Here is a 17,694-nt window from a genome sequence, read left to right on the forward strand (position 1 = left end):
AGTTAAATTCAAAAGGGGGATTAATAATGTCTAAATTTGATTCAAAAGCTATTAATAAGAAACTTGCTCCGACATTAAATAAAATTCAAAAAAGTAAATTGGCAAATGGAATCACTGGGGGAATGATGGTTGCAATGCCAGTAACACTTTTAGGCGCATTTGCTTCGCTATTCTTAAACCTACAAATACCTGCATATAAAAGCTTTATTGCGAGTTCGGGAATAGCAGCGGTCTTAAATACATCTATTCAATTTACAACTAACTTTTTAGCAGTGGTGTTTTTGATTACTATTGCAGGTAGTTATGCAAAACAGTATAAAGAAGATCCGATTTTACCATCATTACTAGCAGCAGTGTGTTTCTTTGTGGTGACTCCGCTGGCTGTAAATAAAGTGAATAATGCTAATGTGACATCGATACCGATGGAATGGCTAGGCGCAAAGGGGATATTCTCAGCAATTATTATAAGTTTAGTAGCAACAAGACTATATATCTTTATTAAACAAAAAGGTTGGACTATCAAGATGCCAGCTAGTGTACCACCAGTAGTATCTAGCAGTTTCAGTAGTTTAATACCAGGTTTTGCAGTTGCGATATTATTCTTAATTATATCAGGTGTTTTTGCAGGAACTTCATATAAGACTATGCATGCATTTATATATGCCTTTGTTCAAACTCCACTTCAAGGTGTTGGTGGAAATATAGTATCAGTTATACTTTTATGGACCTTTGCTCAAGTATTATGGTTCTTTGGAATTCATGGAACCTTGGTTATTTACTCAGTAGTTCTTCCTATATTTACAGCAATGGATGCAGCACAATTGACTGCTTACTCAGCAGGTCAAGCGCTTCCAAACATAACAGGACGTGCATTTGTTAGTACTTATACTATGAGTGCAAGTGCAATTGGTTTTGCTCTACTTATGCTAATCTTCGCTAAGAGTAAGCAATATAAAACCTTAGGTAAATTATCAGCTCTACCATCACTTTTCGGTATAAGTGAACCATTAGTTTTTGGTACACCATTAGTATTCAATGTAAGATTTGCTGTACCATTTATATTCATGAATGCAATCAACTTAATTATTGCTTATACCTTAACTGTTGTAGGTATAGTTCCAAGAGTAGCTGGAATGGCTCCAATGAGTGGTATGCCAATAATATTCAGCGGACTTATGGAAGGAAGCTGGAAGATAGCTGTACTTCAAGTTTTACTAGTACTTTTAGAAATGGCAGTTTGGTATCCATTCTTCAGAAAAGCAGATAAGGAAGCTTACGCTCAAGAACAAGAAGTTGCAGTAGAAGAAGTAAAATAATACAGGTTTAAGTTCACCCTACCTATAGGGTGAACTTATCTTTTAAAGTACTGTGTTGAAATTAATTGGTTAATCATCCGATGCTTTAATGAGTTTGCGCAAAGAATTAATTTCAAAAGTAATCTTAAACATAGATATATTTTAAATTAATATAGAAATAGGTGAAGATAAATGAAGATAATAGATTTAAATGATAATTGGAGTTTTACTAAGGAAAATAATGAAGATTATATAGAAAAAGAAATAGTAGAAGCAGAGCATATAACCTTGCCTCATTGTTTCAATGCAATTGATGGACAAAGCGGAGAGGGAATGTTTAAAGGTGAATGTTTTTATCAAACAAAACTGAATGTTAGTGAAGAAGAGTTAAGTAAGTATATATACTTGGAGATAGGTGCAGCTTCTTTAATTTCTAAGGTTTATGTCAATGGTCAGTTAGCAGGGGGAAGTAGATGTGGTTTTTCAATGTATAGAGTATTTATGACTCCTTTTTTGAAAGCAGGAGAGAATCTAATATCTATAATTGTAGATAACAGTAGTCATAAAGATGTGTATCCTCTAATGGCCGATTTCTCTTTTTACGGAGGAATATACAGAGAAGTGAAATTAATCATTTCAGAAGCACTTCATTTTGATCTTATGGACAATGGAAGGGACGGTATATACTTAACTCAAAGAAATATAGTAGATGATATATTTGAACTAGAGATTAGTGGAACAGTTGTAAATGAACTAACTGCAGCTAAATCCGGCAAGTTACAGTTCAGACTTTTAGATAAAGAAAATAATATTGTATTTGATAAAACCTTCGAAACTGAGTTTGGAAATAAATTAAAATTTGATTTAACTGAAAAAGTTAAGAATCCAGAGCTTTGGCAAGGAATAGAAAATCCTTATCTTTATAAGTTAGAAGCAGAGCTTTACTCAGAAAATGCTTTATGCGATAAGAGAACTATAGAGATTGGTTTTAGAACCGTAGAGATAACTCCAGACAAAGGTGTATTTTTAAATGGTAAGGCTATTAAGTTAAACGGAGTTAGCAGACATCAAGACTTTGCAGGCATAGGTAATGCTTTAACAAAAGAACATATGGACTTAGATATGTCAATCATAAAGGAAATAGGTGCAAACAGTATTAGACTTTCTCACTATCAACATGACGATTATTTCTACACTCTTTGTGACCGTACTGGGATGCTAGTTTGGGCTGAGATACCTTTTATAAGTATACCAACCACTGTTGATAAGGAAAATAAAAATGCTAAAGAACAGTTAGAATGTTTGATAAAGCAGGCTTATAATCATACTTCAATCTACTGCTGGGGAGTTCAAAACGAAATAACTATTGCTGTAGAAAATGAAAATACCTATAAGATGGTAGGGGAGCTTGTTTCTACTGCAAGAAAATTAGATTCAACTAGATTTATTGCCCAAGCAAATATTCATACAGTGGCAAACGAAAGTCCACTAAATGATTTAACAGATTTTGTTGGGTATAATCTTTATTATGGCTGGTACTATAAAGAAATAAAGGATTTAGGAATAAGGCTAGATGACTTCCATGCTGCAAGACCTAACAAACCAGTTATGGTTACTGAATATGGAGTGGACACTAATCCAAGACTTCATTCTTATGAGCCTACAGTAAAGGACTATACTGAAGAATATCAATTATTATTCCAAGACAATGCCCTTAGAACCTTTAAGGAAAGAGACTTTGTTTTAGGTGGATATGTATGGGCTATGTTTGACTTTGGCAGTGAGATTAGAAACGAAGGCGGCAAAAAGGGAAGAAACCAAAAGGGCTTAGTTACTATAGATAGAAAAGTGAAGAAGGATGCTTTTTACCTATGTAAGGCTTACTGGTCAAAGGAACCTTTTGTAAAGCTAGCAGGTAGTAGATTCGTAAATAGACATAAGGAACTTAATGATATTGTAGTACTTTCTAACCTGTCTAAGGTAAAATTATATGTGAATGAGAAGCTTGTTGAAGAAATTAACTGCAGTGAACCTATGAAATGCTTTAAAGCTGTTAAGTTAGAACTTGGGAAAAATACTTTAAAGGTTGAAGCTTGTGGTGAAAACAATAATATTTACACAGATGATATGGTTCTAAATAGAGTGAGTGAAATTGATGAAAGCTATATACTTCCAAAGCAAGAAGAGACAAAACACGTAACTAACTGGTTTGAAAGGTTTGACCTTTCTGAGGTTAAAGAGATTGTTGTTAAAGAAGGCTACTACTCAATATACGACTCAGTAGAAAAACTTTATGAAAATGAACAGGCAAAGGCAGTGTTTAAGAAATTCTTTGGGCAAACAGCTGAAGAACCAAGATTTAAGGTTATGATGGGGCTTATATCCATAGAAGGTATGTCTAAGAGATCAATGTTCAGAATACCAAAGGAACTTTTAGGAGTTATAAATGAAGAGCTTAATGTAATTCCTAAAAAATAAGATAATTTTAATATTTATTAATTGTGTGTGGAAAGAAGGGATTGAGTATATTTACATAAGACCTTCTTTTTAACTTATTATAGATGATACGGTAATTGCCAATTTGATAAACAATATAAGAATTATAAAATAATCACTTAGTATACAAGGAGTAGAAACAATGAATAAAGGATTACCAGAAGGATTTTTATGGGGAGGAGCTACTGCTGCAAATCAATGCGAGGGAGCATACTTAGAGGGGAATAAAGGATTATCAACAGTGGATGTGATACCAGCAGGTAAAGATCGCTTTCCAGTAATGTTTGGAAAGTTAAAGATGTTTGAATGCGATAAGGAACATTTTTATCCAAGCCATGAGGCTATTGATTTTTATCATCATTATAAAGAGGATATAGCACTGTTTGCAGAGATGGGCTTTAAATGTTTTAGAATGTCTTTAGCATGGACAAGAATATTTCCAAATGGAGATGATATAGAACCAAATGAAGAAGGATTAAAATTCTATGATGAAGTCTTCGACGAATGCTTGAAATATGGAATAGAGCCTTTAGTCACAATAACCCACTTTGATGTACCAATGAACCTAGTGAAAACAATTGGAGCATGGAAAAGTCGAAAGATGGTGGACTACTATGAAAGACTATGTAAAGTTATTTTCAGTAGGTATAAAAACAAGGTAAAATACTGGCTTACTTTCAATGAAATAAACATGGTGCTACATATACCATTTGTAGGAGCAGGTTTAACATTTGAAGCAGGTGAAAACGAAGAGGCTGTAAAGTATCAAGTAGCGCATAATCAATTAATTGGTAGTGCTAAAGCAACAAAAATAGCTCGTGAAATTAGTCCAGAGTTCAAGATAGGGTGTATGCTAGCAGCTGGAAATACTTACGCTAATACTAGTGCACCTGAAGATGTGTGGAAGTCTATAGAAAAGGATAGGGAAAACTATTTCTTTATAGATGTTCAATCAAGAGGAGAATACCCAAATTACGCAAAGAAGTTTTTTGAAAGAAATAATATTTCAGTAAAAATGGAAGAGGGAGATAAAGAACTTTTAAAGAATAATACAGTTGATTTCATTTCCTTCAGTTACTATTCTTCGAGATTAACTAGTGCAGATCCAGAGGTGAACAAAGAGACGGCAGGAAATGCCTTCGCAACATTGAGAAACCCATATCTTAAAGCAAGTGAATGGGGATGGCAGATTGATCCACTAGGTCTTAGAATAACTATGAATTCTATATATGATCGTTATCAAAAACCAATATTTATTGTGGAAAATGGCTTAGGTGCTGTAGATAGTCCAGACGAAAATGGTTATGTAGAAGATGATTATCGTATAGAATATCTAAGGGAACATGTAAAGGCTATGATAGATGCAGTTAATGAAGACGGAGTAGAACTTATGGGATATACTCCTTGGGGCTGTATAGATTTGGTCAGCGCATCTACAGGTGAAATGAAAAAGAGATATGGATTTATATATGTAGACAAAGACAACGAAGGAAAAGGTACTCTAAAGCGTTCAAAGAAGAAGAGTTTTTATTGGTATAAAAATGTTATTGAGAGTAATGCAGAAAAACTTTAGAGTTAATAAAAAAGAAATTCATAATGTGAAGATAAAATACTATTTTATCTAACTGAAAAGCTTAATTTACTATTAAAAAGCATATTGGTCAAAGATGCATATGATAATTATAAGAGAAGTAGGGCAGTATAGATTAATTATCTAAAGGAGTTTTATGTTAAAATCCTTACAGACTAAAGAATAGATATATAATTACTCCAATCAGTAGTATGAGTCTATAAAAAAATCATGATATATTTGATGAGGATAATGTGTTTTGATAGATGCAGCTTTACCAGGGCAACTTCAAAATATTTTTGAGGAAATAGCTAAGAATGGTGTGTCTATTGACAGGATAAATAAGATAATAATAACCCATCATGACATTGATCATATTGGTGGTTTAGTTAGTGTTGTTAAAAACTCTAAAGGCGATGTAGAAGTCTTATCTCATGAAGGTGAAAAACTTTATATTGAAGGAGATAAGATGCCAATTAAGATGACTCCAGAACGTCTTAATTCAATGCCAGAAGATGAGAAAAATGAAACTTTAGAGAGGCTTAAAAAATTAAAGGTTAAGGTTAGTAGAATAATAGAAGATGGGGAAGATCTTCTTTATTGCGGAGATAGCTAATAGCTAGGAGTTAAGGTATGCTCGTTTTTATTTAGCACTTGCAGGGACATCAATAAAATTGTAAACAAAGAAAGTCAGGACAACCAGAAAAACTGGTGCTCCTGACTTTCTTATAATAGATTGAAGTAAATTTTGCATATAGGGTTCCTAGCTCGACTATTAAGTTATGCATGACGCGAAAATCTCCAGAAGCCACGATTTTCGAACATGCATAACTTAAGTTTTCGTAATGGAACCCTATACCACGGCACTTGGTGATAAACATTTTGTTGTCAGAAGTATATATTAGTTTTCAATTAGTTAATTTACTTTAAATACATGTTAAATATTCTAGAGAAAGATCTAGAAATAACACTATTTGTTAGTAAATGGTAATAAAAGGTGATATAATTTCTATAGATTATTGCATATATTAACTCAATTATTACTGTAGATTATATTTGAAACAGGTATAAATTAATAGATAAGCTAAAAATTGAAGTAGTATGTTTATATAATGCAATAAAATATATATTTGGAAGGTGATTTTATATGAAAATAAGCAGAAGAAATAATATAAATCAGATATGGAGGGTTAATATATTTTAGCTCTCCTAAATAATTAAAGGAGAAATGAAATGCATTTGAAAAATGATAATTTAGTTTTAAGATATGCTACTGTTGATGATGTGAAAGTCCTTTGTGATTGGTGGAGCGATGGAAAAGTAATGGCTCACGCAGGATTTCCTAACGGAATTTATACTGATGCTGATAAATTAGCTGAAAGGATAAAAGATGAAAATAGCTCTTCAAGGATACTAATAATTGAGATAGATTGTAATAAGGTTGGAGAAATGAACTATGAAGTACAAAACAACATAGCTACAATTGGTATAAAAATATGTGATTTTGCTTATCAAGGAAAAGGTTATGGAACTAAAGCATTAAGTATGCTAATTGAGTTCTTGTTTAAGGATATGAAGGCTGAAAAAGTTGTACTTGACACAAATCTAAACAACAAAAGGGCTCAGCACGTTTATGAAAAGATAGGTTTTAGAAAAATAGCTATCAGGAACAATTGTTGGAGAGACGAGTTAGGTATTCTTCAGTCGGCAGTTGACTATGAGCTAGAAAAGGAAGAATTCTTTAAGTAACTATTGAGTTAAGAAGTTTCTTTCGGAAACTAGCAGAGATTTAGGATCAGTTTTAGAGTTAAAGGTGTGCAAAACTATTTTCTTAGTAGTTTTGCACACCTTTTTAATCATTATAATACTTATATATTTATTAAAGTTAATGCGCTAATTATATATTATAGATAAACTACTTCATACTAGAATTTATCCTAGGAGTTTAATGACTGAAGTAGCTTATCAGTTCAGAGGAATAGATACTCCAGTTCTATCTAATAAAACTAAGTGATATTTTGTTAACTATTAATGATAATAGGATTATTAAATATAGATTCTATTTGGAACTGGTTTATCTATAGCAAGTTTTGTTATTTATTTGGATAAAATCACGAATTATACTAGAAGTTAAGTTTAAAAATGTATATTATGGTAATATGGTAATTGTATTACAAATAATAAAATATATGGAACAAGGGAGGCTTTACATTGAAAGGAAAATCTATAAAAAAATTATTCTCAGCACTATTAGTAACAGTATTGGCATCCACATTATCTACAGTGAATGTAATGGCTAAGGAAAACATTAAATCAAAAGAAGGCTTAGTAAACATAGGTGATAAGAAGCTAAATGCAAAAATAATGGGACATGGAAAGGTATCTGTTGTATTTGATTCCGGTTATGGGGATGGCATATATACCTACTCAGAAGACTCTAATTTTGAAACTTGGGGGGCTGTTCAAGCTGAAATAGCTAAGAAGGCTAAAACAGTTGCTTATGACAGAACGGGAGTAGGATTGAGTGATGCAGGGCAGAACAGACCGTCTTTAAGTGATGCAGATATTAATACTGTTATAAATGGTGGCGATATACCGTTTGATATATCAATATTTAATAAAGGTACAGGTAAAACAGCAATTGATAGGGCGAGAGACCTACATGCACTTTTAGATAGATCCAAGGTAAAAGCACCATATATATTAGTGGTTCATTCTATAGCAATGTTTAATGCAGTTGAATTTGCAAAGCTTTATCCAAAAGATATTGCAGGTATAGTAAGTTTAGATGGTACTTGGGATAGCGCTACTAAAGATGGGGTTGCTTGGGCTAAGGCTGAAATGCCAGACATGATAGATGTATTTTTAGGATCATTTGCTCCAGCTGATGGTACATTAAGTGAAGAGTTACAAAGTGAACTTCAAGTTAGAAATGCAGGGGATGTATTAAGAAATATTCCTCTTACAATACTTCATCCAATAGATGAAGGAATGGGACAAAGTTATCAAAAGATGACTGATGAAAAAATTGCAGAGTGGACAAAATGGTCTAAGCATTCAAAAGAAATATTAGTTCCAAATACAAGTCATTATATCATGAAGGATAATCCTCAGTATGTAATCAATGCAGTAAATGATATGATAAAGACAGTTGAAAATAGAGGGAAATGTAAATAGGTTATAGAGATACATAGAGGGACAGTAAAACAATTACTGTCCTTTTTATTTAAAGAGATTATAGATTATCTTAATTCAAAAGCTAATAAGAAGTATAAACATAGTAATGATATTACTATTTAAAATATAAAAGCAAGGCTTAATGAAGGTTTTACACTTAAGGATTTTTATAAAGTTATAATTATAAGAATTTTTCTATATAAAAATATAACAATTTATCTTTTTATATTTTTAGGCTATAGTAATGAATAAATTTTGGCACTAAAGTTGTACAGTCTTATAAAAAGCTATTAGAGCATTTATTTAATAAATTCTTTGTGATAACATTTACAATAGAAGGTGCATTATAATTAACAATAAGATAAACATTAGCTCAAGCAGCTATTTATAGAAGATGCTTGATGGTTATTTTATAAGTAGAATTATATTAAATAAGAGGGTGAGAATAATATGAGAAAATATGATGAAAAAGCAATTGAAAAACTTCAAAAACAAACAAAGGTCATTGATAATAATGGCTTGGAGGTTATCTTAAAACCAAGCCCAGGAGAAGATAGGCCAGGCTATTTAGATCCGATAGAACTAGAAATTATGATGAGTGCAGCACAAAATAGTTCAAGCCAAGAAGAGATGCCTGGAGCAACGCCACCAATAGACGTAACGATACCAATTATAAGGGATTCTATGGGATTTCCAAATTACAATTTAAATACTGTTGAGATTCATACAAAATATGAGGAGCTAACAGGAAGTGGTAATACAGTAGGCTTATGGCGCTACTATCCGAGGAAATCTGAGAAAGTTAAAAACAAACCAGCACTAGTATTCTTCCATGGAGGCGGATGGATTGGTGGAAGTGTCTACACAGTAGAAAATTTCTGCAAACTCATAGCTGAATTAGCAGATGCAGTAGTGTTCAATGTTGATTATTCTTTAGCTCCAGAAAAACCATTTCCGAATGGATTAAACGATAATTACTATGCAGTAAAACATATTTATGATAATACTGAAGCTTACGGAATCGACCCAAACAAGATTTCTGTTGGAGGGGATAGTGCTGGAGGCAACTATGCAGCAGCAGTTTCTTTAAAGTCAAAAGATTTAGGTGATACAAAAATAGCGATGCAGGTACTTATCTATCCAGCTGTTGCTATTGGTGATGTTAAAGTAGAGGGATATGAATGGAATGACGATCTCTTTGAGATATCTGAGGAACATAAAGATATCATAAAAAATGGATGTCTTGTACTTGGAAAGCCGGAAAAAATTGAAGGTGATATAATGTCAGGATCGTATATCACTAATAATGAAGATATCTACAATCCTTATGTTAGCCCAATGCTTGCAAAATCCCATAAGGGACTTCCAAAAGCAATAGTAGCAGTAGCTGAATTTGACGGACTAAGACTTCAAGGTGAGTTCTATGCAAAACAGCTTAAGGATGCTGGAGTAGATACAACCTGCTATAGATATAAAGGAATGACTCATGCTTTCGTTGACAAATTAGGACATGTTGCTCAGACAGAGGATTTATGTATTGAGATAGCTAAGGCTATGAAAGAACTTTAGGACTTAAAATATAACGAAAACTTAATTCTTAAGAAATATTAAAACTCAGACTAAATGGCCTCAATTTTAGAGGAAGAAGGCTGAGTTTTTATTAATTCTCATTCTTCAAAATAAAATCATATTTATTAATTTGTTGTGAAAAGCTACCTATGTTAAAATAAATTTAAAGTGAAGTAAGTGCAATTAGGAGAAGTTTTATGAATAAGTACATTTATGATAAATTAATGGCTTTAACAGATGAAGAACAGAGAATTTTAAATGGAGAGCATGAAGTTAATAGGAGCCTATATACTGATAAAGGACAATTTATAATAGATAGTAATAAGCTTTTAAGAAAAGATGAGCTTATAGATATAAGAAAACACACACGTTTCATTCATTTTCCTAAGCATAAGCATAATTATATTGAGTTCAATTATGTTTATCAGGGGAGTTTAACGGAGATAATTGATGATAAAGAGATAACTCTCAAAAAGGGAGAATTGATTTTTTTAAATCAATATATTACTCACGAAATAAAACCCTCCAAGAAAGAGGATATAATAATAAACTTTATAATAAAGCCAAAGTTTTTTGATTATATTTTAGGTTTTTTAGATAATGATAATATAATAAGCAGCTTCTTAATAACAACCTTATATACTAACTATGAGGAAGGAGAGTATCTATACTTTAAGGTTTCAGATAATAAGGAGATACAAAGCTTAGTTGAAAGAATAATAATTGAACTATATACACCATCTATAATGAGTGAAGCTACAATTAAGCTTTTAGTAGGGTTATTAATAGTGGAACTTATAAAAAATTCGCAGGATGTAGAGACTTATTCTGTTGATAATTATGAGAAGATGTTAATAATTCAGTGTTTAAAATATATTGATGAGTTCTATCAAAAAGGTAATCTTTTTGAAATATCTAAAAAGCTTAAACAACCTCATTATAAGCTTAGTAAGCTAATTAAAAAACATACTAAGATGACTTTTAAAGAATTACTACAGCAGAAAAAGCTTAGTAAAGCTGTAGAGTTACTAAAGTTTTCAGAGTATCCTATAGTTGAAATTATAGATTTGGTTGGATATGAAAATCTTACATATTTCTATAAGATATTTAAAAAGAAATATGGGACTACCCCAAAAGAATATAGGGAAAAAAAGTAGAGCAACTGTTGCATCAATGGATAAAATCCTTTGGCAACAGTTTTTTTATTGCTTGTATGTTTTTAGTGATTAAAAAGGAATTTAATGAAGTATAAGGAAAGCTTTCTACAGGATGGGGATGAGAAGGCTTTTATGAGTTTTCAGAATAAGTCCATACAGACTAATAGTGCAAATAAGGTTAATAAATTAGACAAACATAGTTATTAAATATAATTAGTATATTTAATATAATCAAGTTATGAAAATGATTACGACGTAAGGGGGATTTTTTATGGAATACCATCTAGCCGTTGATATTGGGGCTTCTAGTGGAAGACATATATTGGGATTCATAGAAGATGGACAACTTAGATTAGAAGAGATTTATAGATTTAGCAATGGGATAAAAAAGGTTAATGATGAATATTGCTGGGATCTTAAAAGTTTATTTTTAGAAATCAAAAAAGGAATAAAGAGATGCAAACAAATAGGGAAAGTGCCTAAAAGTATAGGAATAGATACTTGGGCAGTAGACTTTGTATTATTGGATGAAAATGAAGAGGTTTTAGGTAATACAGTAGCTTATAGAGACGACAGAACAGAAGGAATAATGGAGGAAGTTTTTAAAACACTTCCTAAGGACATGCTGTATTTATATACAGGAATTCAGTTTCAGAGATTTAATACAATTTATCAGCTGATGGCTATAAAAAAGAAAAATCCTGAGTATCTTAAAAAATCTAAAACATTCTTAATGATACCTGATTATTTCAATTTTCTTTTAACAGGAAAGAAAGTCAATGAATATACGAATGCTACATCAACTCAGCTTGTAAACTCCTTTGATAGAACATGGGATGAAAATATACTGGAAGCTTTAGGAATAAATAAAGATATATTTCAAGAAATAAAACTTCCTAAAACCAATCTTGGGAATTTGAGAAGTGAATTAGTTGAAGAATTTGGATTTGATATGGAGGTAATTTTACCTGCAACTCATGATACAGGATCAGCTTTTATATCTTCAGTATGTAATGATGAGGATAGTGTTTATTTAAGTTCTGGAACTTGGTCTCTTATGGGCGTTGAGAATAGATTCCCTATTTGTGTTCCACAATCAATGAACTACAACTTTACAAATGAAGGGGGAATTGATTATCGATTTAGGTTTTTGAAAAATATTATGGGTCTTTGGATTATTCAAGAGGTTAAAAGGATGTATAAAGATGGATATTCCTTTGCAGAGTTAGTTGTAAAAGCTAAAGAAGCTGATAACTTTAAATCAATTATAGATGTAAACCATGATAGGTTCTTAAATCCTGAAAATATGATTACAGAGATACAAGCTTATTGTAGTGAAACTAATCAAGAAATCCCTAAAACTTTAGGTGAAGTAGCTTATTGTGTATTTAATAGCTTAGGCATAAGCTATGGAGAATCTATTAAGGAACTTGAAGAAATATTTGAAAAGCAATATAAGCGAATTAATGTTTTTGGTGGTGGATGCCAAAATGAACTACTTAATCAACTAATAGCGGATAGGACACACAAAGAAGTTCTGGCAGGACCAGTAGAAGCAACGGCAATAGGAAATATTGTAGCGCAATTGTTAAGTTTTAATAAGGTTAATGATCTTGGAGAAGCAAGAGATATTATTTTAAAGTCGTTTGAAATAAAAAAATACTTACCACAGTAAATTTTGAGGAGGATATCATGAATATAAAAGAAAGATATTTAGAGGCGAAAAAAGATTACGAAAAGTTTGGCATTAATGTAGATAAAGTATTAGAAGATCTTGAGAAGGTTAAGATTTCTATTCACTGTTGGCAGGGGGATGATGTAACTGGTTTTGAGGTTTCACAAAGTGATCTTTCAGGTGGAATAGCAGCAACAGGAAACTATCCAGGAAAGGCTAGAAATGCTGAAGAATTAAGAGCAGATTTAGATAAAGCGCTATCTTTAATTCCAGGAAAGCATAAGGTTAATTTACATGCAATATATGCAGAAACTAATGGAGAATTTATAGAGAGAGATGAAATTAAGCCAGAGCATTTTGAAAATTGGGTAAAATGGGCAAAAGAAAAAGGTTTAGGGTTAGATTTTAATCCAACAATATTCTCACATCCAAAGGCAGCTGATGGGTTAACTTTATCACATCCTAATAAAGAAATAAGAGATTTTTGGATAAAGCACTCTATAGCCTCAAGAAAAATAGGAGAGTATTTTGGAAAAGAACTTGGACAAACTTGTCTAACTAACCTTTGGATTCCAGATGGATATAAGGATATTCCAAGTGATAGATTAGGACCAAGAGCAAGACTTAAGGATTCTTTAGAACAAATTTATGCAGTAGATGTAGATAAAAGATACAATTTAGACTGCGTTGAATCTAAGGTATTTGGTATAGGTGCAGAGTCTTATACAGTAGGTTCAAGTGAGTTTTATCTAAACTTTGCAGCTAGAAATAACATAATGTCGTTAATGGATACAGGACATTACCATCCAACAGAAGTGGTTTCAGATAAATTGTCAGCTATGCTTCTATTCAATGAAAAAGTAGCACTTCATGTAAGTAGACCGGTTAGATGGGATAGTGACCATGTAATAATTTTAGATGATGAACTTAAAGAAATTGCAAAAGAGATAGTAAGAAATGATGCTTTAGATAGAGTAATAATAGGTCTTGATTTCTTTGATGCAAGTATTAATAGAATTGCAGCGTGGACTATAGGTACAAGAAATATGATAAAAGCCTTGTTATCAGCAATGCTTACACCTAATGAATTATTAAAGAAATATCAAGATGAAGGAAATTTCACTGAAAGATTAGCTTTAATGGAAGAAATTAAGACTTATCCAATGGGGGATATTTGGAATTACTACTGTGAGAAAAATGGAGTGCCAGTAGCTGAAGGCTGGATAAAAGAAGTTAAAGAATATGAACAAATTGAATTAGCAAAAAGAAAGTAGGGATAAAAAATGGCTATAGCAGATATGCACTTTATTAAAGAATTTCAAAAGATGACAAATGATGCCTGGCTTAAAGGATGGCATGAAAGAAATGGTGGAAACATCACTTATAGATTAACCAAGGATGAATCTTTATGTATAAGTGGATTTATAGATGAAAATGTACCGTATAAGCCTATAGGAGTAACAGTTAAAAATCTGGCTAATGAATACTTCTTAGTAACTGGAAGTGGAAAATTCATAAGAAATATCTCTCTTGATTTAGAAGCTAATGTAGGAATTGTTAAGATCGATGAAACTGGAGAAAACTATAAAATAGTTTGGGGACTTATAAATGGAGCTAGACCAACTAGTGAACTACCATCACATCTTATGAGCCATTCAGTTAAATATGCACAAACAAACGGCAAACATAGAGTTATAATGCATTCTCATGCTACAAATTTAATAGCATTAACCTTTATATTACCTCTTGATGGAGTAGTATTTACAAGAGAACTATGGGAAATGGCTACAGAGTGTCCAGTAGTATTTCCAAGTGGTATAGGGGTTGTGCCATGGATGGTTCCTGGTGGGGCTGAAATTGCAGAAGCAACAAGTGAATTAATGAAAAAACACGATATAGTCATTTGGGCTCATCATGGAGTGTTCTGTTCTGGAGAAGATTTAGACTTGACTTTTGGACTTATGGATACTGTAGAAAAGTCAGCTGAAATATTAGTAAAAGTTTTATCTATGGGTGGAAAGAGACAAACTATAACTTCACAAAACTTCAGAGATTTAGCTAGAGACTTTAATGTAAGCATTTCAGAAGAATATCTTAAATAATTAAATTACCCTCAATTCTAATTGAGAGTAATACCTAAATTTTTTTATATGAAGAGTTAATTATTTAACAAAAATATAATTATAAGAGGAGATTGATTTTTATGGCAAACAGAATGGTCTTAAACGAGACAAGCTATTTAGGTGCAGGAGCAATAGAAAATATTGTGACAGAAGTTAAGATAAGAGGCTATAAGAAGGCTTTGGTAGTTACAGACAAGGACTTAATAAAGTTTAATGTAGCTACTAAGGTAACTGACTTATTAAAAGAAAATTCTTTGGATTTTGAAATCTTTGATGAAGTAAAAGCAAATCCTACTATAAATGTTGTGAAAACAGGTATAGAAAAGTACAAGGAAAGTGGTGCAGACTATTTAATAGCAATAGGCGGAGGTTCTTCAATTGATACTGCAAAGGCAATTGGAATTATTATAAACAATCCTGAGCATGAAGATGTAAGAAGTCTTGAAGGGGCAATTCAAACTAAAAATAAATATGTTGATATTATAGCTGTACCAACAACAGCTGGAACTGCAGCAGAAGTTACAATAAACTATGTTATTACAGACGAAGAAAAGAAACGTAAGTTTGTTTGTGTAGACCCTCATGATATTCCAGTAATAGCTATAGTAGATTCTGAAATGATGTCATCAATGCCAAAAGGACTTACTGCAGCAACAGGTATGGATGCTTTAACTCATGCTATAGAAGGATATATAACTAAGGGAGCTTGGGAGTTAACTGATACTCTTCATTTAAAGGCTATAGAAATTATAGCACGTTCTCTTAGAAGTGCTGTAGCAAATGAGCCTCAAGGAAGAGAAGACATGGCTATTGGTCAATATATAGCAGGTATGGGATTTAGTAACGTTGGACTTGGAATAGTTCACTCAATGGCACATCCTCTAGGTGCTTTCTATGATACTCCTCATGGAATTGCAAACGCAGTATTACTTCCATATGTTATGGAATATAATGCAGAAGCAACAGGAGAAAAATATAGAGATATAGCTAAAGCTATGGGAGTTAAAGAAGTAGATTCTATGTCTCAAGAAGAATACAGAAAAGCTGCTATTGATGCTGTTAAAAAGCTTTCAGAAGATGTAGGAATTCCTAAAGTATTAAGTGAAATAGGAGTTAAGGAAGAGGATTTACAAGAACTTTCAGAATCGGCATTTGTAGACGCATGTACACCAGGTAATCCAAAAGATACGAATGTAAGTGAAATATTCGAGATTTATAAAAAGGCTTATAAATAATAAAAAGGTGAGAGATTTTCTCACTTTTTTAATTTACACCTTTTTAAAAGTTAGCTCTTATTTTTTATTTGATTGGTATAAAGATTTATATTCTTTTGGATTAATTCCAGTTATTTTTTTGAAAGTTTTAGTAAAATGACTTTGATCTATAAAACTTAAAGGTGCATATATATCAGCTAGAGATTTTTCTCCAGTCCTTATCAACTTTTTTGCTTCTTCTATTCTTTCTTTTTGTATATATTCACTAATTGAAATGCCAACTTCTTTCTTAAATAAGTGAGATAGGTAATTAGCATTCATTGATAGATGATCAGCAATCTGGGAAACGGTTATTTTTTCATATAAATGTTCGAACACATAGTTTTTACACTTTACTACATTAATGGAGTAGTTTTCTGACCTAATTTTATGTACTCTTTCCGTATAATCAAAAAGAACTTTTCCGTATATCTCATTTATACCTACAATAGTATTACATTCTTCAATAGCCTGGATATAGAAGTCACTGAGACTAAGTGCTAGTTCCCAGTCAAGGCCTCCTTCTATTGCAGCATGAGAAATAAGTGAAATAAAGCTAATAAAAATATTCTTCTCATTTCTTAAAGGATTTTTTGAATGGAGTCCTTTCTCGCCGCCTACAGAATTAGACATTAGAAATTCCTTTAACTCTTCTACATTACCTTCCTTTATGTAGTTTAACAGCTGAACCTCAAAGCCTTGAGAATGATGATAAACACTATCTCTTCTTTTTTTAGATTGTGATATGTCAAAAGAATTTTTGTTTTCATAAGTAACATTAATAAGCTCACTGTAATTTTGAAGATCTTCGAAATCTAGTTTGTAGTTGTAAATCTGATATAAAAGCAGTGAAACTAGCTCTAAGAAGGCAGTGTAATCCATTATAACTACGTGATTATAATACTCTACTAAGCTTTTTTTAAACTTATGCTGTATGTCGAATTCTTTAATTAAATTACTAATAGATTTTTCATCAATTTCAGAGGAAAGTGTTGGACCAATTAAAACGGTACCAGTGAAAACGTCATTAATAATTATTTTAGAACAAAAAAAGTTCTCAAGATATTTGGTGGTTTTTAGCCCAAAAAACTTATCAGAGTTACAAATATTGATGAGTTCACTAAATATCTGATGTTTATCGGTATATAGAGGGTTCTGGCTATGTTCATATGAGTATTCAAATAAAACTTCACCGTTTACATCAAAAAAATAAATAGGTATATTTGATATTCCAAAAATTTTTCTGCATATATATCTGATATCGTCAATTGAGGATAAGTTACTTCTTAATGAAACCATTTAGAACCTCCTTAGAATAACATATATAAAATATTTAATACTGCAATAGTTATAATACGCTTATTGTAAATATGTATAAA

At 31.7% G+C, this 17,694-nt stretch carries 13 protein-coding genes; 12 read left to right on the top strand and 1 reads right to left on the bottom strand.

Translation table 11 applies throughout. The annotated features are described in order from the left end of the window. The first annotated feature begins 26 nt into the window (after positions 1 to 26). The 12 genes from JHL18_RS04795 to fucO all read left to right on the top strand — a co-directional run bounded on the left by JHL18_RS04795 (position 27) and on the right by fucO (position 16,297). Positions 27 to 1,316 carry a PTS sugar transporter subunit IIC gene (locus JHL18_RS04795; RefSeq protein WP_200266652.1) on the top strand — a complete coding sequence of 430 codons (1,290 nt, stop codon included), beginning with the start codon at positions 27 to 29 and terminating at the stop codon, positions 1,314 to 1,316. Between the two features lie 171 nt (positions 1,317 to 1,487). Beyond that, on the top strand, positions 1,488 to 3,773 hold the full coding sequence (locus JHL18_RS04800) for a glycoside hydrolase family 2 protein (RefSeq protein ID WP_200266654.1): 2,286 nt from the start codon (positions 1,488 to 1,490) through the stop codon (positions 3,771 to 3,773). A gap of 160 nt (positions 3,774 to 3,933) precedes the next feature. Beyond that, on the top strand, positions 3,934 to 5,364 hold the full coding sequence (locus tag JHL18_RS04805) for a 6-phospho-beta-glucosidase (RefSeq protein WP_200266656.1): 1,431 nt from the start codon (positions 3,934 to 3,936) through the stop codon (positions 5,362 to 5,364). Positions 5,365 to 5,620: 256 nt separating this feature from the next. Then, a complete protein-coding gene (locus JHL18_RS04810; RefSeq protein ID WP_200266658.1) occupies positions 5,621 to 5,977 on the top strand; it encodes an MBL fold metallo-hydrolase in 357 nt (118 codons plus the stop codon). Positions 5,978 to 6,594: 617 nt separating this feature from the next. Further along, the gene (locus tag JHL18_RS04815; RefSeq protein WP_200266660.1) at positions 6,595 to 7,110 is read left to right on the top strand and encodes a GNAT family N-acetyltransferase; all 516 of its coding nucleotides are present in this window, start codon (positions 6,595 to 6,597) and stop codon (positions 7,108 to 7,110) included. A 462-nt stretch (positions 7,111 to 7,572) separates the two neighbouring features. Beyond that, complete coding sequence (locus JHL18_RS04820; protein WP_200266662.1) at positions 7,573 to 8,538, top strand: alpha/beta fold hydrolase; 966 nt, start codon at positions 7,573 to 7,575, stop codon at positions 8,536 to 8,538. A gap of 450 nt (positions 8,539 to 8,988) precedes the next feature. Beyond that, positions 8,989 to 10,107, top strand: a complete 1,119-nt coding sequence (locus tag JHL18_RS04830; protein ID WP_200266664.1) for an alpha/beta hydrolase — start codon at positions 8,989 to 8,991, stop codon at positions 10,105 to 10,107. Between the two features lie 197 nt (positions 10,108 to 10,304). Then, on the top strand, positions 10,305 to 11,264 hold the full coding sequence (locus JHL18_RS04835; protein WP_200266666.1) for an AraC family transcriptional regulator: 960 nt from the start codon (positions 10,305 to 10,307) through the stop codon (positions 11,262 to 11,264). 271 nt (positions 11,265 to 11,535) lie between these two features. Then, entirely contained in the window at positions 11,536 to 12,939 is a 1,404-nt protein-coding gene (gene rhaB, locus JHL18_RS04840) for a rhamnulokinase (protein WP_200266668.1), read from the top strand. Between the two features lie 17 nt (positions 12,940 to 12,956). Continuing rightward, complete coding sequence (gene rhaA / locus JHL18_RS04845) at positions 12,957 to 14,213, top strand: L-rhamnose isomerase (RefSeq protein WP_200266670.1); 1,257 nt, start codon at positions 12,957 to 12,959, stop codon at positions 14,211 to 14,213. Between the two features lie 9 nt (positions 14,214 to 14,222). After that, positions 14,223 to 15,041 carry a rhamnulose-1-phosphate aldolase gene (rhaD, locus tag JHL18_RS04850; protein ID WP_200266672.1) on the top strand — a complete coding sequence of 273 codons (819 nt, stop codon included), beginning with the start codon at positions 14,223 to 14,225 and terminating at the stop codon, positions 15,039 to 15,041. 101 nt (positions 15,042 to 15,142) lie between these two features. Beyond that, positions 15,143 to 16,297, top strand: coding sequence for a lactaldehyde reductase (fucO, locus tag JHL18_RS04855; protein ID WP_200266674.1), 1,155 nt, complete (start codon positions 15,143 to 15,145; stop codon positions 16,295 to 16,297). 57 nt (positions 16,298 to 16,354) lie between these two features. On the opposite strand, the gene JHL18_RS04860 is transcribed toward fucO, so the two are convergent. Beyond that, positions 16,355 to 17,614, bottom strand: a complete 1,260-nt coding sequence (locus JHL18_RS04860; RefSeq protein ID WP_200266676.1) for a helix-turn-helix domain-containing protein — start codon at positions 17,612 to 17,614, stop codon at positions 16,355 to 16,357. Between the last annotated feature and the right edge of the window lie 80 nt (positions 17,615 to 17,694).

Source organism: Clostridium yunnanense, assembly GCF_016595795.1.
In the GTDB taxonomy this organism is placed as follows: Bacteria; Bacillota; Clostridia; order Clostridiales; family Clostridiaceae; genus Clostridium_AR; species Clostridium_AR yunnanense.

Coding starts and splice junctions, on each gene's coding strand:
- JHL18_RS04795 (WP_200266652.1), top strand. CDS start 27: ATGTCTAAATTTGATTCAAAAGCTATTAATAAGAAACTTGCTCCGACA.
- JHL18_RS04800 (WP_200266654.1), top strand. CDS start 1,488: ATGAAGATAATAGATTTAAATGATAATTGGAGTTTTACTAAGGAAAAT.
- JHL18_RS04805 (WP_200266656.1), top strand. CDS start 3,934: ATGAATAAAGGATTACCAGAAGGATTTTTATGGGGAGGAGCTACTGCT.
- JHL18_RS04815 (WP_200266660.1), top strand. CDS start 6,595: ATGCATTTGAAAAATGATAATTTAGTTTTAAGATATGCTACTGTTGAT.
- JHL18_RS04830 (WP_200266664.1), top strand. CDS start 8,989: ATGAGAAAATATGATGAAAAAGCAATTGAAAAACTTCAAAAACAAACA.
- JHL18_RS04835 (WP_200266666.1), top strand. CDS start 10,305: ATGAATAAGTACATTTATGATAAATTAATGGCTTTAACAGATGAAGAA.
- rhaB (WP_200266668.1), top strand. CDS start 11,536: ATGGAATACCATCTAGCCGTTGATATTGGGGCTTCTAGTGGAAGACAT.
- rhaA (WP_200266670.1), top strand. CDS start 12,957: ATGAATATAAAAGAAAGATATTTAGAGGCGAAAAAAGATTACGAAAAG.
- rhaD (WP_200266672.1), top strand. CDS start 14,223: ATGGCTATAGCAGATATGCACTTTATTAAAGAATTTCAAAAGATGACA.
- fucO (WP_200266674.1), top strand. CDS start 15,143: ATGGCAAACAGAATGGTCTTAAACGAGACAAGCTATTTAGGTGCAGGA.
- JHL18_RS04860 (WP_200266676.1), bottom strand. CDS start 17,614: ATGGTTTCATTAAGAAGTAACTTATCCTCAATTGACGATATCAGATAT.